The sequence below is a fragment of the Pseudomonas sp. LBUM1672 genome (assembly GCF_059695655.1).
Genome location: NZ_CP166781.1, coordinates 2804054 through 2821615, shown reverse-complemented (window position 1 = coordinate 2821615; position 17562 = coordinate 2804054). Strand labels below are relative to the sequence as shown.

The following is a 17562-nucleotide window of genomic DNA, read 5'->3' as shown; positions in this document are numbered from 1 at the left end:
GGTGATCATGGTGCGCCAAGGTATTGAGAACCACTCACTAGCATTCTGCATCGCACGATTGCAGGGGAACCGCCATCTACTAGGACACGAATGGAATCTCAGCTCGACCTCGAACCTTTTTGAATCATTTAATAGATCCGCTTTGTGGGGGCCTTTCCTTCTTTAACTGCTCAGAATCGCCAGAGACTTTCGCTGCCTTAACCTCACGACGAGCGGCCATTAGCTCGTTGACCGCACATCGCTCACTCAGCGATGGGTTGGTACACCGCCAGAGCTGCCCTTTGACCACAAAGTATTGACCATCAGGCGTCGTTGCCTTCGAAACGTGGAGGACTAGTCATGAACATCTTCGCTACCTGCAGCCGTCAGCCCTGGAACAAAGGAAAATTGGTTGGGCAGAAAGCTCCACTCCGACTGAGAGATATCTGGGCCATCCGGGGAAGGCTTCAAATTGCAGAACGAACCCGTGATCTTGCGCTCTTCGATATGGCCATCGACAGCAAGCTTCGGGCCTGCGACTTAACCACGCTCCGCGTGCGCGACGTCGCCCATGAACACAGGTGGCACGATGGTAACTACCAGAAAGACACCATGGGCAAACCACTTAACCCTCTGATCTCTGAGGACTTTTAAACCATGACCAAAATAAGCATTGCAGCGGCATCACCGACGAGTGATGTGGAAGCCGCGAAATTTCTTCACCAACGCTTCAAAATGTCCCTTATTGGCTCTCAGAAGAAACTTGCCATGGGTGATAAGGGCTTCTTCTATGCCGGTGGGCTCTATGGAAATGATCAGGTGCAACGCGAGAAAGAGATTCGCGACATCATCAGTTTCTTCCAGCTCAAAAAAATCGATTTGCTGATATTGGAAATTGATGATGATCAAGACTGGGGGGATCTGGATATGGCGAACCTCTGTCAGTACGCTATTCCAGCTCAGGAATTGTTGAACGCCCTGGATTCTTCTGCGGGACTTTATCAGTAGCTCCTAGCTTATGGAAAGTAATCCCCGCAGCACACGCGGGGATTGAAACCATCTCACAGACCGGAATGGCTCCCTACATTTACCCTATCATTCAGAGTTTTCTGCAACCACTGAATCGCCACATGGATACCAAATCTGCTTGATGGCCGTAGTGCTGCCCCCGCCCCTGCATGGAGTGATGGTTGCCTGCGATTGAAGTTCGACACGCTGCAACTCTATAAGGACGACGTGCCAATCGTAAAAGTCCCACATTAGCTTGATGGTAAAAGTCCGAACCTGGAACGCTTCACGAAAGCGTATGCTGGCTAAGGTACAGGTGGTGCGCGATAACTCATTCCGAAACCAGGTACTACCACTATCATCAAAGTGGATGAGGTCATTGTCTTGCCGGAGAAGTAACAGTGCTAACCGATCTAGAGGCGCGCGTAGCGCTCAAAGAACTGATTGAAAAATACCTCAAGGGAAACGATCCCGATTACGACCGTCTGATCGAAATTGTTCAGGATCCTTCGCGGCAGGTTCCGATCAGAGGTGTGCTTGAGAACATTAGACGGTACAACAAGGTCCAGTACACGCAGCAGGAGCTAGAGCTGATCGACGACCTTTTGTACATGTATGGGTGAAACGAAGCGTGTTGGTTGCGGGCGAATGGTTGAAATATGCACGCCTTCGATCAGCGTCTACTCAAGCTTGGCGAGATCAACGCAAGCCGTTCGGCTCATTCTAGCCCCCATTCTGATATCTAGCATTACCCGATAGCTACCACTGATGACGGGCAGCTATCGACCCAGGCTGTGTGAAAACGCGCTAAACACCTCGAAAACTGAGAGTCGCGAGGGTTGCCTATGGAATCAGCGGGCGGAAGCGCGAATTAGCTTAGTCAGCTACATAGACGTTTGTAATGCCGATTGGGCCGCGTCAGCGGCCCAATTGGCTACCAACGGGCGAGCCAAGCGGCTGGATTCACGCCCTGATCGCCTCAAGCAGTCCTGCGGTGCCGAAGATGCTCATCATTCGTTTGAGGTTGTAGGCGAGCACATGAAGGCTCATCTCAGTGCTCACCCTCGGAAGGGTTTTGGTCAGGAAGTGGGTACTTCCCATCCAGTACTTGAGCGTTCCAAAAGGATGTTCAACGGTCTGTCGACGAACCCTCATCATCGCTGGATCATGTTCTAGCCGAACTTGCATCGCATCGACTACAGCCTCATGTTCCCAGCGTTTCACACGGCGCTCCTTACCCGTCGTACATTGCTTTTGCATTGAGCAAGACTGGCAGCCCGAGAAGTAGTAACAATGCAATAACATGCCGTCTTCCATCGACGAATGCCGCCGAGTCAGTAACTGCCCCGCCGGGCATCGATACTCGTCCGATGCAGCAAGGTAGATGAAGTCCTGCTTACCAAATCGGCCTTCGGCTTTGCTGCCAGATGTGAGGGGCTTCGGTACGAAGGTAGTGATGCCGGCTTGCTCGCAAGCAAGGATTTCCAGACCTTTGTAATAGCCCCGATCGGCCACCACCGTTAGCGATTCAGCCTCGATTTCTTCACGCGCTTGGTTCGCCATATTGCTCAGTTGCCCACGATCATTACCAACGTTGGTCACCTCGTGGGCAATGATCAGGTGGTGTTTGTCGTCGACAGCTGTTTGTACGTTGTAGCCAACCGTTCCGGTGCCTCGACCGCTCGTGGCCATTGAGCGTGCATCTGGGTCTGTGAGGGAGATCTGCTGGTCTGGACTTTCGTGGAGCTGCGCCTCGATTTCCTTGAGTTTCTGCATCTGCTTTTTCAGTGTTTCTATCTTTTCTTTAAGCCGCTCTGCTTTGGCCTCGGCGACTTCGGGCGTTGCCCGATCCGCCGAATCCATCGCTGCCAGATATCGATCAATGCTCTGCTCGATCTGCAGCATGCGTGCCTTCACCTTGCCCTGGGTGAAGTTACGGTCGCGGTTGTTCACGGCTTTGAATTTGCTGCCGTCGATGGCGATAATTGATTGGGAGAAGAGATTGAGGTTGCGGCAAAGCACTACGAATTGCCGGCAGACACTCCGAATAGCCTTGCCGTTATCCTTGCGAAAGTCGGCGATAGTTTTGAAATCTGGAGCCAAGCGGCCCGTCAGCCACATCAACTCGACGTTACGCTGGGCTTCACGCTCAAGCCGGCGGCTGGACTGAATCCGATTGAGGTAGCCGTAGATATAGATCTTCAGCAAGATCGCAGGATGGTAGGCAGGACGGCCCGTTGCAGCAGGATAAACACCTTCAAACCCAAGTGCACCCAAGTCGAGTTCATCGACGAAAACGTCGACCACGCGCACTGGATTTTCCTCGGCAACGTAATCGTCCAAGCACTCAGGCAGCAACGTGACTTGCGTCCGAGCCTCACCTTCAATGAATCGCTTCATGATCGTCCCCGCCACGATCTCGACGATCAGAAGATTAGACAATCGCAGGCGTTTTCACACAGCCTGGACCCAAAGCGGACTCTGACCAGCATTTGGTTAAGGGGGGGACTTTAGCCCGTCCCATTGAGCGAAGCGAACGATTTGAACCAGTTGTTATGCATGTTTTACTAGCCGTTTCTTTAAATGATACAGGTTAGTCCCGATTGGGCGATCCTCAAGAACACCATAAATCTCATACCCATGCCGCTCATAGAACTGTTTAGCATCAACGGTTTTTAAGAATGCAACTACTGCCCCATTGTTGGCACCAATCGCTTCTGCTTTTTCCAAAAGCATCGATCCTACTTTTTTACCGCGATGAGATTCCTTAACCCAAAAGGTGTCAATTTCTAAGCCATCCCAGTAACAATTACAGCTTATTGCACCGATGTAGTCGCCTACTTCATCGTGTGCAACCACCATAAATATTTTATCTTCCGATTCTGGTGGTAGATTTGGATATTGAATTCGAAGATATTCTGAAAACCTATTATTCAGAACTCCTTTATCCTTTTCTGTTGGAGAACCCAATATATCAATCTTGATTTCCACTTTATTGCTCCTTAAATTCAACTTTGAGGTGCCGAACGGCTTTTGGCATAACATTCCATGTTCATGCGTAATCCCTTGAGCAATCAAAAAATCGAGTCTGTAAACGCGACATCAAGAAGGGGGAAAGCGACATATTACTTTGCACATTACTGACGTATTAGCTGCGTGTCCATGGTCTGCTTCTGGCCGTTCTCTGCCCGTCGTCATTCCCACGTGCGCTGGTCAAGTCGGCTGCAAATGACTGGTCAGTTGCGATGCAGATGGGGGCAAGTCCGTGCAACTCCAAAAGCCCAGCCGCCCGCTGGGCTTTTTACTGCCCGCTCATCTGCTCAGTCGCACACTTTTCACCTGCCAAATTCAAACTATTACGGCCCAGAAAAGCTGGACCTTATTGGTGAGGTGGGTATGTCTACCGATTCGAGTTTTCAAAACCAAACACAAGGTTCTGTTCCATCCAAGCCTGAGCCAGGTTCAGATGAGCCGACGCTAGATCCAGACGATCCGAACAAATACGATCCGTTGAAAAATCCAAGCGATGATCGTCCAGAAGACTGGAAAGATCCTGGTGAGAGGACTACCCCAGAGGCGGATGAACAGACACCTCTTTCAGACGATAGGAGATAAGAGAGAAAGCCCGGCCAGTGAGCCGGGTTTTTCTTCTCCGTTCGTCCACTGCGCTGCACTTGTAACGCTTTGCCGTTTCTCATGTTCAAGCACGGACATCCCGCGCATGAGTACGGAGGTTCAGCATGGACATTGACGAGAACGCACCTGGCAACAAATCACAGCAGCCCGAAACGCGCACGACGGACAACGAAACCGGCCATGACCCCAAGAGGGACGAGCCCGAAGTTCCGCTGCCTCCAGACGACGAGGCTCCTGTCGACGAAGACATGACTGACGTGGATGCAAATAACTCGGTGTCGAGTGAGCATCCAGAAGCTGGACAGAGCGGTCGAGTCGATAACCCTGACGCCGACCCACAGATGGACGATCAGGACGAAAACGATAAGGAAGCTCGCGGTATGCCTGCGAGTGACCCTGAATCAGGTGCCTGAATTAGTTCGGATGATTTCCGATGCCCGCTCAACCCGGGCTTTTTTACGCCTCGAGTTTACCTGTAGCCAGGGGCGCCCTTGGGGAGGCCTTGACGTCGATGGCCGGATAGTGCGACGTACGGAATCAACAACCGGCAGCCCCCGCCCCCTGACCTCACATGCTTTCGGGGTGGTGCGAGACGGGATCAGCGAGACCGATGCAATAGGGCGTCGGCGCCGTGAACGTCTTCGGCAGACAGCGGGATTTAGAGCAATGAATAGCCGCTGGGTTCGTACACGCGTCTAATGCCTGCGTTTGGCCGAAAACAGCCCCTCCGGGCATGGAGGCATCAAACTAGGCCCCAGCGACCCCAAGGCGATCCTGATTTTCACCGCATTTCCTGCCCCAGTCCGTCGACCCGACCCGCTCGATGACACCGCAATTTGCACTGCTCGGCGCGTTGTTCCTGATGCTGGAATGGATCGCCATCAGCGCCTACGCCGCAGGGAACGGCTCGTAAAAGGGAGTTGGCAACCCGGGCAAGCATCCGTATATTCGGATATCCATATATAAGAGCCTTCAGCGATGAGCCCACTCCCCTCTCCCACCAAAGTTCTTTTCATGTGCACCGCCAACAGCTGCCGCAGCGTGTTGAGCGAAGCGCTGTTCAATCATTTGGCTCCCGAAGGCTTTGTGGCAGTGAGCTCCGGCAGTTTCCCCAGCGGCCGGCTCAACCCTCAAGCCGTGCAAACACTGCATAACCTCGGGATCTCGACCGAAGGCATCTACAGCAAAGACTCTTCGGTGTTCGCCGACTCCCCGCCCGATATCGTCATCACCGTGTGCGACAAAGCCGCCGGGGAAGCGTGCCCGGTGTATTTCGGTCCAGCGATCAAAAGCCACTGGGGACTGGCCGATCCGTCGGAGGTGCATGGCAACGAGCAGGAGATTCAGGCTGCGTTCGACAGCACCGTCGAAACGATCAAGCAACGGTTTGCAGCCTTCTTCGCCCTGGACCTGAAAAACCTTTCGGACGCCGAACTGAAAACCGAACTGGACCGCATCGGAGCCCTGTGATGAACGACGACCTGCCCAATCTCGATCTGGAACTGCTGACGTTTCCAACCGAAAGCACCCACAAACCGCGCATCCTGCTGCTCTACGGTTCCACGCGCGAGCGCTCGTTCAGTCGCTTGTTGACGGAGGAAGCCGCGCGGATTCTGCGTCTGCTGGGGGCCGAAACGGTGATTTTCGATCCTTCCGGTCTTCCCCTTCCTGACGATGCGCCCAGCGACCATCCCAAAGTTCAGCAACTGCGCGATCTGGTGCTCTGGTCCGAAGGCCAGGTCTGGTGCTCGCCGGAACGCCACGGTTCGATGTCGGCGGTGTTCAAGGCGCAAATCGACTGGATCCCGCTGACCATGGGCGCGGTCCGTCCGACCCAAGGCAAAACCCTGGCGGTGATGCAGGTCTGTGGCGGCTCCCAGTCGTTCAACACGGTCAATCAACTGCGCGTGCTGGGCCGCTGGATGCGGATGTTGACCATCCCCAATCAATCCTCGGTGCCCAAGGCCTTCATGGAATTCGACGAGGCTGGCCGGATGAAGCCTTCGGCGTACTACGACCGCGTGGTGGACGTGATGGAAGAACTGATGAAGTTCACCGTGCTGGTGCGTGGCCGCGAGGAGTTTTTGGTGGACCGTTATTCGGAACGCAAAGAGAGCGCTGAAGAGCTGTCGAAGCGGGTCAATCAACGCTCGATCTGAGGCTGGGGAATTCTCTGTCGATTTTCCGGTGGAGGCGCCGCTCAACGCGTCTTATGCTCAGCCCATGAACCTACAAAACGCTGTGCTGCCGCCCCACGCCGAGATGGTCCGCGCCATGCTCGAACGAGACACCGCCTACGAGGGGGTGTTCTTTACTGCCGTGAAGACCACCGGGATCTTCTGCCGCCCCAGTTGCACGGCGCGTAAACCCAAGCCGGAGAACGTCGAGTTCTTCGCCCATGCCGATGAGTGCATGTCGGCGGGTTATCGCGCGTGTCTGCGCTGCAGGCCGCTGGACGCTGCCGCCATTGCGCCGGACTGGGTGCAGGCGCTGCTCAAGTCGGTGGACGCCGATCCCGAGATGCGCTGGACCGATGCGCAACTGGTTGCCGAGGGCATTGAACCGCTGAAACTGCGCCGCTGGTTCAAGCAGCATTTCGGCATGACCTTCCACGCCTGGCTGCGCACCCGGCGCCTGGGCATGGCATTGGGCGGTATCAAACAGGGAGATTCCATTGACAACGCGGCGTTCGACTCGGGTTACGAATCCCTGAGCGGTTTTCGTGATGCGTTTCAAAAATCCTTCCACATCACGCCGGGCCGTGCGGCCAACAGTGAGCCGTTGTTGTTCACGCGCCTGACCACACCGCTGGGGCCGATGATCGCCATGGCCGAACGCCGTGGGCTGGTGTTGCTGGAGTTCCTCGATCGACCGGCGCTGACCCGGGAAGTCGAAGAACTGCAGAACCGTTATGGCTATGCCGTGGCGCCGGGGCACAACGCCCATTTGCAGCAGATTGAAGCGGAACTTGCGCAGTATTTCGCCGGCAAACTCACCGAGTTCACCGTGCCGCTGCACTTGCCCGGCAGCGAATTCGCGCGGCAGGTCTGGGCCGAACTGGCGAAGATTCCGTACGGAAAAACCAGCACTTACGGCGCCATTGCCGCGACACTGGGCAAGCCCGGCGCCAGTCGCGCGGTGGGTTTGGCCAACGGGCACAACCGGCTTTCGATTGTGTTGCCCTGCCACCGGGTGATCGGTGCAGACGGCTCGTTGACGGGCTATGGTGGAGGACAACCGCGCAAGGCGTTTTTGCTCAGGCTGGAAAAAGCCGCCGTGCAGGTGACCGAACAACTCGCTTTCTGATCCCCTGGTTTTCTGCAAAAAGTCATAAGGAAGGACATTCGATGGACACGCAATTTCATCAACTGCATCACGACGGCCTGCTGATACTCACCAACGTTGCCGATGCCACCGGGGCGCGCATCGTCGAGCAATTGGGCTGCAAAGCCGTGGCCACCAGCAGCGCGGCGGTGGCCTGGGCGCATGGGTATGCGGACGGCAATGCCCTGCCGCTTGAACGCCTGATATCTACCGTTGAATCCATCGCCCGGGTGATTTCGGTGCCGTTGTCTATCGACATCGAGGCCGGTTATTCCGATGACCTGGCGCGGGTGGCCGAAGTTGTCGAGGCGGTGATCGCGGCCGGTGCGGTCGGGATCAATATCGAGGACGGTGCCTCTGCGCCGGAGTTGCTGGCACGCAAGATCGAAGTCGCCCGAGAGGTTGCCGATCGGCGCAATGTGAAGCTGTTCATCAATGCCCGTACCGACGTGTACCTCAAGGGCCTGGTGCCTGCTGAAGATCGCGTCGCCGAAACGCTCAAGCGCGCTGCGTTGTATCAGGCGGCGGGCGCTGACGGGCTGTTTGCGGCGGGCGTCACGGCGGAGTACGAAATCAAGGCGCTGTGCCAGGGCACGACACTGCCGGTCAACGTACTCGGGCTGCCGGGTTTGCCGTCGCCTGAAGCGCTGCAAGCCCTCGGCGTGCGGCGCCTGAGTGCCGGTTCGGGCATCGCCGAGTTTCTGTATGGCGCCATGGCGTCCTTGGCCAAAGGGTTTCTGGAGACGGGCAAACTGGATAGCAGTGACCTCAAGGCCTTCACGTACGGGGACATCAACGCCCTGCTCAAAACGGCCGGGAATACTTGATCACCATGCCCGATCCCTATCTGCCTGCGACTAAGTTTCTGTCATCGATCGATGAAGACTGGCGGCGCCACATCGCCGCTATCGGACCGTGCCTGCACCAACCCCACGCGGCTCGCGATCCGTATGAGTCGCTGGTGCGGGCGATTGCCTATCAGCAACTGCACGCCAAGGCGGGGGATGCGATCGTCGGTCGGCTGCTGGCGTTGTATCCGTCGACGGCGTTTCCAAGGCCGGAACAGATTCTGGCGACAGGGTTTGATCAGTTGCGCAGTTGCGGGTTTTCCGGGGGCAAGATTGCGACCATTCAGGGGATTGCGCAGGCGTCTTTGGACGGTGTGGTGCCAGATTACGCAACGGCTTTGGCGATGGACGATGAGGCGCTGATTGAGCGGTTGATCACCTTGCGCGGGGTTGGGCGCTGGACGGTTGAGATGCTGCTGATCTACAGCCTGGAGCGCCCGGATATTTTGCCGGCGGATGACTTCGGGGTGCGCGAGGGGTATCGGCGGCTGAAGGGGCTGGAGGTGCAGCCGACGCGTAAGCAGATGGTTGAGATCGGCTTGGCGTGGAGCCCGTATCGGACGGTGGCTTCCTGGTATTTGTGGCGGATGACCGGCAAGTAGACCGCGTCATCGTTCATCGCCAGCAGGCTGGCTCCCACACTGGAGCTCGAGTGTTCACAACCCCCCTGTGGGAGCGGGCTTGCTCGCGAAGAGGCCAGAACATTCACCGCATCACCCAAAGCCAATCACAACCCGGATTTCAACCGAGTAAACGCCCGAATCAGCGCCCGGTTGAACGCCTTGCCATTGTCATTCTTGCTATACAACGAAGCCCGCACCTGCGCCGACGGGTACGTCCCTGGATCATTGCGGATCGCCGGATCGATCAACCCGTCCGCCGCCGTGATCGCGTTGGCGTAGTGAATGGTGTCGGTGATCGGCGCAATCACCTCGGGGGTCATCAGGTAATCCATCAACGCCAGCCCAGCCTCGGGGTGCGGTGCATCCTTGGGAATGACCATGGCGTCAAACCAGATCAACGTGCCCTCCTTCGGTATCCGGTAACTGAGCTTGAACGGTTTGTTCGCCGCCTCGGCCTGACCTGCCGCGATGGCCACGTTGCCGTTCCACGACATCGCCACGCAGGTGTTGCCATTGGCCAGGTCGCTGATGTTCAGGTCATTGTCGAAGTAGCGGATGTACGGCCGGATCTTCGCCAGTTGTTGCTCAGCCAGCTTCAGGTCATCGAGGTTCTGGCGATTGATGTCCAGGCCCATGTACTTCATGACCGCCGCAAACACCTCGTTCGGATCATTGAGCAGGCTGACCCCGCAATCGGCAAATTTCGATACCACCGCCGGGTCGAACAGCATCGCCCAACTGTCCCGTGGCGCATCGGGCAAGCGCTGATTGATCGCTTCTTCCTGATAGCCGACGCCGGTGGTGCCCCAGGCGTAGATCCCGGCGTAACGGTTGCCCGGATCGAACGCCGCCATGTGTTGACGGAACTCTTCCCCGACGCCGGCAAAGTGCGGCAATTGCTGCAAATTCAATGTCTGGATCGCCCCGCTCTGGATCGCCCGGGACAGGTGCTGCCCCGCCGTCAGCACCAGGTCATAACCGCTGCGGCCGGTCAGCAGTTTGGTCTCCGCCGTTTCCAGGGAGTCGAAGTGATCGACCACCACATGGATGCCGGTTTTCTTCTCGAAGTTGGTCAGGGTATCCGGGGCCAGGTACTCGCCCCAGATGTACAGGTTCACCACCGGCTTCGCGGTGTCGGCGGCCTGCACACACCAGGGTGCAAGCACCAGCAATAACGCTTGAGTCAGTTTGTGCAGGCCCATGATTACGCTCCCTGTTTGCTGCGGGCAGGCGCAGCGTATTGCGGCATGGTGATGCACGCGACATTGCCACCGCCGAGGAGGATTTCCCGAGAGTTTTCGATGCCGACGATTTTGTGTTTCGGAAACAATTCAGCCAGGGTCGCCTGCGCCGCCTGATCATTTCGATCGCCAAATAGCGGCACCACGATTGAAGTGTTGCCGGCGTAGTAATTGATGTACGACGCACAGATCTGGGTCCCGGCCTGACGGGTATGGGTGCTGTCCTGCTGGTCCAGGCCTTCGGCCTCTTCAGCGGTCCATTCCAGCACATCCGGTTGCGGCAATTTGTGCACGGTCAACTCGCGGCCACGGCTGTCGCGGGTGCTGCGCAGAATGTCGTAGGCCTCTTGGTAGATTTCCCACTGCGGGTCATCGCGGTTGTCGGTCCATTGCAGGACCACTTCACCAGGGCGCACGAAGCAGGCGAGGTCGTCGACGTGGCCGTCGGTTTCGTCGAACTTGCAACCTCGTGGCAGCCAGATGATTTGCTCGGCGCCGAGGTAATCGGTCAGGCGGCGGGTGACTTCTTCCTTGCCCAGATGCTGGTTGCGATTGCGGTTGAGCAGGCATTGCTCGGTGGTGAGGATGCTGCCCTGGCCGTCGCTCTGGATGCCGCCCAGTTCGGCAATCAACGGTGCGCGGTAACGGTCGAAGCGTTCGATTTCGAGGATTTTGCTGGCGATCTGATCGTCCTTGTCCCACGGATAATACAAACCACCGTCGAGACCGCCATAGGCGTTGAACTCGAAGTCGACGCCGCGCACTTCGCCGCTGTCGTCATTAACGACAAAGCACGGGCCACTGTCGCGGAACCAAGTGTCGTTGCAGGTCATTTCCACCACGCGAACCTGAGGCGGCAACTGGCGGCGAGCGGTGGCGAATTGTGTGGCGGAAGCACACACCGTCACCGGTTCGCTCTGGGCAATGGCGGTGACGATTTGCACCCAGACTTTCTGAGCAGGCTTGGCGCCGTTGCGCCAGACGTCGGTGCGCTCCGGCCAGCCGAGCCAGCAACCGGACTTGGTCTCGAATTCGCCGGGCAAGCGAAAGCCGTCGAGTTTGGGGGTGGAATCGAGCAAACGTGCCATGGTCAGACCTCATCAGCGGGGATTGGAATGACCACAGGCTACGGTCGTCGGCGCCCTCCTCGCCAACGATGATTATTTCGGAATACTTGAATTCAACTCATCAATCGATCAGCTGATCGTTGAACCATTCCAGCATCTGCGCCACGGCCGGACGCTCCAGGCGCACCCGCTCACACACCAGCGCATATTGCCCGAGCGCGGTCATGCTGGCGGTGAAAGGCCGGACCAGACGACCGCTGAGCAAGTCTTCCTGAGCCGTCAGATTGTCGCCCATGGCCACGCCCTGCCCTTGCACCGCCGCTTCCAGTGCCAGGCCCGCGTGGGCGAAATACAGTTGCCGCTGGGGACGCTGATCGCCGGCATGGCTGGTGAGCCATGCGGTCCAGGTCTTACCGTCCTGATCGTCATGCAGCAAGCAGTGGCGCGCCAGGTCCTTCGGGGTTTTCAACGTGCCCTGGTTGAACAGGCCGGGGCTGCACACCGGGAAGAATTGCAGCGCCGGTAAAGGCCGGACGAAGTACGCGCTGCTGTCGACCGGGCCCGTGCCGTAGGTGATCGCCAGGTCGATGTCTTCCCCCGGCGCCGTGGCATCGATCGGTTGTTCGTAAAGGTGCAGCGTGATGTGCGGGTAGCGCGCGTAGAAGTCCGTGAGGCGACTCATCAGCCACTTTTGCGCGAGCTCGGCGGTGACCGCCAGGCGCAATACCGCCAGCGATGACGGGTCACGCAATTCATCGCAGGCTTCGCCGATCAGTTCGAAAGCTTGCTGCAGGCTTTGCATCAACCGGCCCGCGGCCATGGTCGGGCGTATTTGTCGGCCCTCGCGGATGAACAGCGAAACGCCCAGGTGCTCTTCGAGCTGGCGGATTTGATGGCTGACGGCGCTGTCGGTGACGCACAACTCGGCGGCAGCCCGGCCAAAATGGGCGTGACGGGCGGCGCATTCGAAGGTTCTGAGTGCTGCTAAGGAAGGCAGTCGTCGCATGAATTCAGCCCCGGTGATGAAGGCGACCATGCTGCCTTGGGCATGGGTGGGCGTCCAGCGGGACCGCGTTATCGTTCTTCGCGAGCAAGCCCGCTCCCACAATTGACCGAGTTCCCCCAGATGAATGCGATCCCCCTGTGGGAGCGGGCTTGCTCGCGAAGGGGCCGGCACACTCACCACCAATCCTGCGGTCCATCACCCGCCCTTATCCACCATGTCACCCCTAAAACCCGGCGCATGTTCGCCCCGAACTGTTCGCGCAAACCGGCGACCCGTTGAAACTGGTGGCGACCGGCGATACGATTCTGGTGCCGGTCGAAGTGCGCTGACGGTCTAGGCTGTCTTGGGTAACCCAACCCTCGTCGGAGGTTCCCATGCAGCTCGAAGGCTCCTGCCATTGCGGCGCTGTGTCGTTCAGTTTGACCAGCACCCACCCCTACCCGTATCAGCGTTGCTACTGCTCGATCTGCCGCAAGACTCAAGGCGGTGGCGGTTACTCGATCAATATTGCCGGTGATGCCGCCAGCCTGAAGGTCCGCGGGCGCAAGCACGTCGCGGTCTACCATGCGCAACTGAAAAACGAAGGCGACAAGCGCGCCCATCGCAGCAGCCTCGGGCGGCATTTCTGCTCGGTCTGCGGCTCGTGCCTGTGGGTGTATAGCCCTGAATGGCCGGAGCTGATTCACCCGTTTGCGTCGGCCATCGACACCCCGCTGCCGGTGCCGCCGGAACACACGCACTTGTTGCTCGATTCCAAGGCGCCATGGGTGGAAGTCGACATGCGTCCCGGGGACAAGCAGTTCGACGTCTATCCCGAAGAGTCCATTGCCGACTGGCATGAACGCCTGGGTTTGAGCCGCTGAAGCTGCTTCACAGTCTTTGACAGTTTCCCGACAAAGCTCTCAAAGATTGCCGGCCGGCAGCCGCCTAGCATGGGCGCATCCAACCTCCCCTCGGGTGTTCCCATGCTACGTTCGCTGTGTCTGTCGTTGCCTTCGCTTTGCCTGCTGTTTCCCGCCGATTCATTACACGCCGAAGACTGGCGTTACACCTTGCGCGCCGGTGCCGCCAGCGTGCCGCGTTACAGCGGCAGCGACGAGCGCGTGGTGGCGCCGCTGCTGGGCGCCAAGGTGGTCAGCCCGTATGGAGTCTTTCTGGACACGGAAAAGGGATTGGGCTGGGCGTTTGATGAAGAAGACTTCGGTCTGAGCGTGTACATCGGCGCGAGCGATGTGCGCAAGGATCGCAAGACTGGATTCAAGGGCTCGGATGAGCTCAACGGCATGGGCTCGATCAAGTCGCGGCCGGCGCTGGGTCTGGACGGGACCTATAACATGGGCCCGATCATTCTCGGTGCCAGTTTTGAACATGCGCTGGAAAAGGACGATGACGATCACGACACCGGCTCGTCCTGGAATCGCCTGAAGCTGAGCATCAGCGCGCCGTTTTATGAGGGCGACTATGGCAAGGTCACGGGCAGCCTGAACAGTCAGTTTGGTGATGGTAATTACGTGCGCACCTGGTATGGCGTCAGTGCGGCGCAGGCTTCACGCAGTCAGTTCAGGGCGCATGACACTAAAGGTGGGCTGGTGAGTCGCGGGGCGGAGTTGAGCTGGTCGTTGCCGATCGATGATCAATGGAGTGTTTCGACGGTGCTAGCCGTGCAGTATCTGGCGGGTGATGCGGCGGACAGTCCGATTGTTGAGCGGCGGATGCAGGCCTCTTTGGCTGGGCAGTTTGTGTACACCTTCTGATAATGCGGTGTTGCTGATGACCTCTTCGCGGGCAAGCCCGCTCCCACAGGACCGAGTCGTTCGCATAATTTGTGGACGACTCGATCCTGTGGGAGCGTGGCTTGCCCGCGATAGGGCCCGCAAGAACCACATCATTAATCCAGATGCGCCCAAGTCATGCGAAACGATGCCCCACCCCACGGCGAGTCCGCCACCTCCACTTGCCCTCCATGGGATTGCGATACCCGCCGCACCAATGCCAACCCCAAACCAAACCCGCCCGTGCGGCGATCACGGCTGGCGTCCAGGCGGGAGAACGGTTCGAAGATTTTCTCGCGTCCGTCCACCGGCACGCCGGGGCCATCATCGTTGACCCGCACTTCGTAGTGATCACCGGTACGGACCAACGACACTTCAACTCGCTCATCGGCGTAACGAATGGCATTGCGCAGCAGGTTGATCACCGCGCGGGCCATGAAACGCGGCTCGATGCGCACCTCATCGACCTGACACTCGACGATCAACAACTGAACCCCGGCGGCCTCGGCCTCCAGGGCCACACTGCCGACCACGCTGTCCAGCCAACTGTTGGCCTGGATGTTTTCCCGGGTGATAACCGTGGCACCGCGTTCAAGGCTGGCATAGGTCAGCAGCTCGGAGACCATTTCTTCCAGCTCGCCAAGGTCGGCGTACATGTCGGCAATCAGTTCGCGGTTCTGGGTTGGATCGGGTTGTTGTTTGAGTTGGTCCAGTTCAAACGACAACCGGGCAATCGGCGTGCGCAATTCATGGGACACCGCGTTGGTCAGCTCGCGCTGGTTGGCGATCAAGCCTTCGATGCGCGCCGCCATCAGGTTGAAGTGCTCGGAGAGGTCACGAATGTTCGAGCGCTTGGACAGCTGGATGCGCGACGACAGGTCGTTATCGCCAAAACGCTCGGCCGCCAGGCGCAGTTTCTCCAGATCCCGCCAGTGCGGACGCACCCAGAACATCAACACGAAACCGATCATCACCGCGATCATCAGGTACGCCGCGGCAATGTAGAACGGCATCAGACTGGGCTCGGCCGGCAGCTTGATGCTGAGCAACTGAGACCCTTCGTCGATGCGCGAGATGAACTGCGTGTACTTGTCGCGAATCACCAGTAGCCCAAGGGCCAACTCGGCTTTCTCCTGATCGGTCAGGGACAGTTGACTGCTCTCGACCAACGTCAGGCCCAAGCCATAGTGGGGGCGCACCGCTTCCAGTTGTTGCTCCCGGTCCGAACCGTCCAGATCGCGCAACTGCTCGGCCAGCGACCAGGCCTGGCCACGCACCGCCTCGCGGTTGTAGCTCTGCATCTGGCCGGCGAGCAGCGCATCGAACGTGCGCTCGACGGTTTGCAGCCCCAGGACCAGGCCAACGGTCATCACCAGAAACAGCCCAAGAAATAACCGCAGCATTTACAGCTCCCACGCAAACGGATTGAACAGGTAACCCTTGCCCCAGATGGTCTTGATGCATACCGGCTCGCGCGGGTTGTCCTTGAGCTTGCCGCGCAATTTGCTGATGTAGACGTCGACGCTGCGGTTGAGGCCGTCGAAGGCGATCCCGCGCATGCGGTTGAGGATGTCATCGCGAGACAGCGTCTTGCCGGCGGCACTGGCCAGCAACCACAGCAGTTCGAATTCCATGGTGGTCATTTCAATGACCTCGCCCGCCAGTCGCACTTCGCGGCAGCTGCGGTCGATGTTCAGGTTGCCGAACTCCAGGGCATTGCACACGTTGCTGTCCGGGGTCTGACGCCGTTGCAAGGCACGCAGGCGGGCCAACAGCACCGGCGGCTTGATCGGTTTGATCACATAGTCGTCGGCGCCAGACTCCAGGCCGAGGATGTGATCGAGGTCGTCTTCCTTGGCGGTCAGGATGACGATCGGCGTATCGGACACGCTGCGGATTTCGCGGCACACGTGCAGCCCGCTCTGCCCCGGCAGCATTAGGTCGAGCACGACAACTTTCGGTTTGAATTCGAGGAAGGCGGCCAGCGCGAGGTCACCGCGGTGCACTTGGCGGACCTCAAAGCCATGTTGGGACAGAAAATGCGCGATCAACCCGGCGAGCTTCTCATCGTCTTCCACCAGCAATACTTTGCCAAAACCCAGGTTATCCATAACGACCGTCTGCTGCCCCTTGTGTGAAGTGGGCGGCATTATGGCGCCAATCGGTGACAGGACGGTGATGACGGGCAGCAAAAACCGGCCTCAAGGGCCGGTTTTTGGCGATGTTTCATACTCTTAAGAGTTTTTAACAATTCAGACGTAAAAGATCGCAGCCTCGTTTCACTCGACAGCTCCTACAGGAAATGCATTCCAATGTAGGAGCTGTCGAGTGAAACGAGGCTGCGATCTTTTGATCTTCACGCCGCGGCTGGAACACCGCTGTGAAAGCGAAACTCCACGTCCGGTGACTCGATCAGTTCCTGCTCGGCAGCGCGAACCCGGTCAATAACCTGGGCAATGTCCTTGGCATCACCGTACTGGTAAGCCAGTTTCAGATAACCCTGGAAATGCCGCGCTTCGCTTTTCAACAAGCCGAAATAGAACTTGCCCAGTTCTTCGTCCAGATGCGGCACCAGCGCCTCGAAACGCTCGCAGCTGCGGGCCTCGATAAAAGCGCCAACCACCAGCGTATCCACCAGTTTGACCGGCTCGTGGCTGCGCACCACTTTACGCAGGCCCGAGGCGTAACGCCCGGCGGACAGCTGACGCAGCTCGATCTTGCGCTTTTTCATCAGGCGCATGACCTGCTCGTGGTGCACCAGCTCTTCCCGGGCCAGGCGCGACATCAGGTTGATCAGGTCGACGTGGGAGTGATACTTGGCGATCAGGCTCAACGCCGTGCTGGCCGCCTTGAACTCACAGTTCTTGTGGTCGATCAGCAGGGTTTCCTGATCGGCAAGCGCGGCCTGGACCCAGCCATCGGGGGTGCGGCAGCCGAGGAACTCGTGAATTTCGGGAAGGATCATGGGGCTCACGGAATAAAAAGGTATAAATCGAAGGGCGCCGATTATACCGGCCTGCCGCAAGACCACCAGTCGCCACCGTTGATATGCATCAAG

19 protein-coding genes and 2 pseudogenes are annotated in these 17562 nt (G+C 58.1%); 13 read left to right on the top strand and 8 right to left on the bottom strand.

Going from position 1 to position 17562, the window contains the following annotated elements:
* Window positions 1–339 precede the first annotated feature (339 nt).
* The 3 genes and pseudogenes from ACA053_RS12930 to ACA053_RS12920 form a co-directional block, all read left to right on the top strand.
* Window positions 340–552, top strand: a pseudogene (locus tag ACA053_RS12930) (integrase); the annotation flags it as partial.
* 84 nt (window positions 553–636) lie between these two features.
* Window positions 637–987 carry a hypothetical protein gene (locus ACA053_RS12925; protein WP_497395808.1) on the top strand — a complete coding sequence of 117 codons (351 nt, stop codon included), beginning with the start codon at window positions 637–639 and terminating at the stop codon, window positions 985–987.
* A 401-nt stretch (window positions 988–1388) separates the two neighbouring features.
* A complete protein-coding gene (locus ACA053_RS12920; protein ID WP_109630428.1) occupies window positions 1389–1610 on the top strand; it encodes a hypothetical protein in 222 nt (73 codons plus the stop codon).
* Between the two features lie 340 nt (window positions 1611–1950).
* Here the strand turns inward: ACA053_RS12920 and ACA053_RS12915 are convergent, their stop codons facing one another.
* Both ACA053_RS12915 and ACA053_RS12910 read right to left on the bottom strand, forming a co-directional pair.
* Window positions 1951–3387 carry an IS1182 family transposase gene (locus ACA053_RS12915; protein WP_497392991.1) on the bottom strand — a complete coding sequence of 479 codons (1437 nt, stop codon included), beginning with the start codon at window positions 3385–3387 and terminating at the stop codon, window positions 1951–1953.
* Window positions 3388–3540: 153 nt separating this feature from the next.
* The gene (locus ACA053_RS12910; protein ID WP_497395806.1) at window positions 3541–3978 is read right to left on the bottom strand and encodes a GNAT family N-acetyltransferase; all 438 of its coding nucleotides are present in this window, start codon (window positions 3976–3978) and stop codon (window positions 3541–3543) included.
* A gap of 237 nt (window positions 3979–4215) precedes the next feature.
* Here ACA053_RS12910 and ACA053_RS12905 point away from each other — a divergent pair, with 237 nt between their 5' ends.
* From ACA053_RS12905 to ACA053_RS12870, 8 genes and pseudogenes are all read left to right on the top strand, one after another.
* The gene (locus ACA053_RS12905; protein WP_497395804.1) at window positions 4216–4602 is read left to right on the top strand and encodes a hypothetical protein; all 387 of its coding nucleotides are present in this window, start codon (window positions 4216–4218) and stop codon (window positions 4600–4602) included.
* Between the two features lie 125 nt (window positions 4603–4727).
* Window positions 4728–5036 carry a hypothetical protein gene (locus tag ACA053_RS12900; protein WP_123366410.1) on the top strand — a complete coding sequence of 103 codons (309 nt, stop codon included), beginning with the start codon at window positions 4728–4730 and terminating at the stop codon, window positions 5034–5036.
* Between the two features lie 346 nt (window positions 5037–5382).
* Window positions 5383–5518 (top strand): annotated as a pseudogene (locus ACA053_RS12895) (LysE family translocator); the annotation flags it as partial.
* 119 nt (window positions 5519–5637) lie between these two features.
* Window positions 5638–6093: an arsenate reductase ArsC gene (locus tag ACA053_RS12890; protein ID WP_497395802.1), complete on the top strand. Its 456-nt coding sequence runs from the start codon at window positions 5638–5640 to the stop codon at window positions 6091–6093.
* Window positions 6093–6782 (top strand): arsenical resistance protein ArsH, encoded by a 690-nt coding sequence (arsH, locus tag ACA053_RS12885; protein WP_497395800.1) that lies wholly within the window; start codon window positions 6093–6095, stop codon window positions 6780–6782. Before ACA053_RS12890 ends, arsH begins: the two co-directional genes overlap by 1 nt.
* A 64-nt stretch (window positions 6783–6846) precedes the next feature.
* A complete protein-coding gene (locus ACA053_RS12880; RefSeq protein ID WP_497395798.1) occupies window positions 6847–7929 on the top strand; it encodes a bifunctional transcriptional activator/DNA repair enzyme AdaA in 1083 nt (360 codons plus the stop codon).
* A gap of 41 nt (window positions 7930–7970) precedes the next feature.
* Window positions 7971–8774: an isocitrate lyase/PEP mutase family protein gene (locus tag ACA053_RS12875; RefSeq protein ID WP_497395796.1), complete on the top strand. Its 804-nt coding sequence runs from the start codon at window positions 7971–7973 to the stop codon at window positions 8772–8774.
* Window positions 8775–8779: 5 nt separating this feature from the next.
* A complete protein-coding gene (locus tag ACA053_RS12870; RefSeq protein WP_109630393.1) occupies window positions 8780–9397 on the top strand; it encodes a DNA-3-methyladenine glycosylase family protein in 618 nt (205 codons plus the stop codon).
* Window positions 9398–9522: 125 nt separating this feature from the next.
* Here the strand turns inward: ACA053_RS12870 and ACA053_RS12865 are convergent, their stop codons facing one another.
* The 3 genes from ACA053_RS12865 to ACA053_RS12855 form a co-directional block, all read right to left on the bottom strand.
* Window positions 9523–10620, bottom strand: a complete 1098-nt coding sequence (locus tag ACA053_RS12865) for an extracellular solute-binding protein (protein ID WP_497395794.1) — start codon at window positions 10618–10620, stop codon at window positions 9523–9525.
* A 2-nt stretch (window positions 10621–10622) separates the two neighbouring features.
* Complete coding sequence (gene aguA / locus ACA053_RS12860; RefSeq protein ID WP_497395792.1) at window positions 10623–11747, bottom strand: agmatine deiminase; 1125 nt, start codon at window positions 11745–11747, stop codon at window positions 10623–10625.
* Between the two features lie 100 nt (window positions 11748–11847).
* Window positions 11848–12732 carry a LysR substrate-binding domain-containing protein gene (locus tag ACA053_RS12855; protein ID WP_109636032.1) on the bottom strand — a complete coding sequence of 295 codons (885 nt, stop codon included), beginning with the start codon at window positions 12730–12732 and terminating at the stop codon, window positions 11848–11850.
* Between the two features lie 374 nt (window positions 12733–13106).
* Here ACA053_RS12855 and ACA053_RS12850 point away from each other — a divergent pair, with 374 nt between their 5' ends.
* The gene (locus tag ACA053_RS12850) at window positions 13107–13595 is read left to right on the top strand and encodes a GFA family protein (protein ID WP_497317632.1); all 489 of its coding nucleotides are present in this window, start codon (window positions 13107–13109) and stop codon (window positions 13593–13595) included.
* 102 nt (window positions 13596–13697) lie between these two features.
* Complete coding sequence (locus ACA053_RS12845) at window positions 13698–14486, top strand: MipA/OmpV family protein (RefSeq protein WP_497395790.1); 789 nt, start codon at window positions 13698–13700, stop codon at window positions 14484–14486.
* A gap of 134 nt (window positions 14487–14620) precedes the next feature.
* On the opposite strand, the gene ACA053_RS12840 is transcribed toward ACA053_RS12845, so the two are convergent.
* From ACA053_RS12840 to ACA053_RS12830, 3 genes are all read right to left on the bottom strand, one after another.
* Window positions 14621–15907, bottom strand: coding sequence for an ATP-binding protein (locus tag ACA053_RS12840; protein WP_497395788.1), 1287 nt, complete (start codon window positions 15905–15907; stop codon window positions 14621–14623).
* The gene (locus ACA053_RS12835; RefSeq protein ID WP_497396157.1) at window positions 15908–16615 is read right to left on the bottom strand and encodes a response regulator; all 708 of its coding nucleotides are present in this window, start codon (window positions 16613–16615) and stop codon (window positions 15908–15910) included. It lies immediately after the preceding gene.
* Window positions 16616–16860: 245 nt separating this feature from the next.
* Entirely contained in the window at window positions 16861–17469 is a 609-nt protein-coding gene (locus ACA053_RS12830) for a MiaE family protein (protein WP_105345386.1), read from the bottom strand.
* Window positions 17470–17562: the final 93 nt, after the last annotated feature.

Excerpts from the sequence above, each read along its gene's own strand:
- ACA053_RS12835 (WP_497396157.1), bottom strand. The coding sequence starts at position 16,615 with ATGGATAACCTGGGTTTTGGCAAAGTATTGCTGGTGGAAGACGATGAG.
- ACA053_RS12870 (WP_109630393.1), top strand. The coding sequence starts at position 8,780 with ATGCCCGATCCCTATCTGCCTGCGACTAAGTTTCTGTCATCGATCGAT.
- ACA053_RS12875 (WP_497395796.1), top strand. The coding sequence starts at position 7,971 with ATGGACACGCAATTTCATCAACTGCATCACGACGGCCTGCTGATACTC.
- ACA053_RS12890 (WP_497395802.1), top strand. The coding sequence starts at position 5,638 with ATGTGCACCGCCAACAGCTGCCGCAGCGTGTTGAGCGAAGCGCTGTTC.
- ACA053_RS12830 (WP_105345386.1), bottom strand. The coding sequence starts at position 17,469 with ATGATCCTTCCCGAAATTCACGAGTTCCTCGGCTGCCGCACCCCCGAT.
- arsH (WP_497395800.1), top strand. The coding sequence starts at position 6,093 with ATGAACGACGACCTGCCCAATCTCGATCTGGAACTGCTGACGTTTCCA.
- ACA053_RS12865 (WP_497395794.1), bottom strand. The coding sequence starts at position 10,620 with ATGGGCCTGCACAAACTGACTCAAGCGTTATTGCTGGTGCTTGCACCC.
- ACA053_RS12845 (WP_497395790.1), top strand. The coding sequence starts at position 13,698 with ATGCTACGTTCGCTGTGTCTGTCGTTGCCTTCGCTTTGCCTGCTGTTT.
- ACA053_RS12880 (WP_497395798.1), top strand. The coding sequence starts at position 6,847 with ATGAACCTACAAAACGCTGTGCTGCCGCCCCACGCCGAGATGGTCCGC.
- aguA (WP_497395792.1), bottom strand. The coding sequence starts at position 11,747 with ATGGCACGTTTGCTCGATTCCACCCCCAAACTCGACGGCTTTCGCTTG.
- ACA053_RS12855 (WP_109636032.1), bottom strand. The coding sequence starts at position 12,732 with ATGCGACGACTGCCTTCCTTAGCAGCACTCAGAACCTTCGAATGCGCC.
- ACA053_RS12905 (WP_497395804.1), top strand. The coding sequence starts at position 4,216 with ATGACTGGTCAGTTGCGATGCAGATGGGGGCAAGTCCGTGCAACTCCA.
- ACA053_RS12850 (WP_497317632.1), top strand. The coding sequence starts at position 13,107 with ATGCAGCTCGAAGGCTCCTGCCATTGCGGCGCTGTGTCGTTCAGTTTG.
- ACA053_RS12900 (WP_123366410.1), top strand. The coding sequence starts at position 4,728 with ATGGACATTGACGAGAACGCACCTGGCAACAAATCACAGCAGCCCGAA.
- ACA053_RS12915 (WP_497392991.1), bottom strand. The coding sequence starts at position 3,387 with ATGAAGCGATTCATTGAAGGTGAGGCTCGGACGCAAGTCACGTTGCTG.
- ACA053_RS12925 (WP_497395808.1), top strand. The coding sequence starts at position 637 with ATGACCAAAATAAGCATTGCAGCGGCATCACCGACGAGTGATGTGGAA.
- ACA053_RS12840 (WP_497395788.1), bottom strand. The coding sequence starts at position 15,907 with ATGCTGCGGTTATTTCTTGGGCTGTTTCTGGTGATGACCGTTGGCCTG.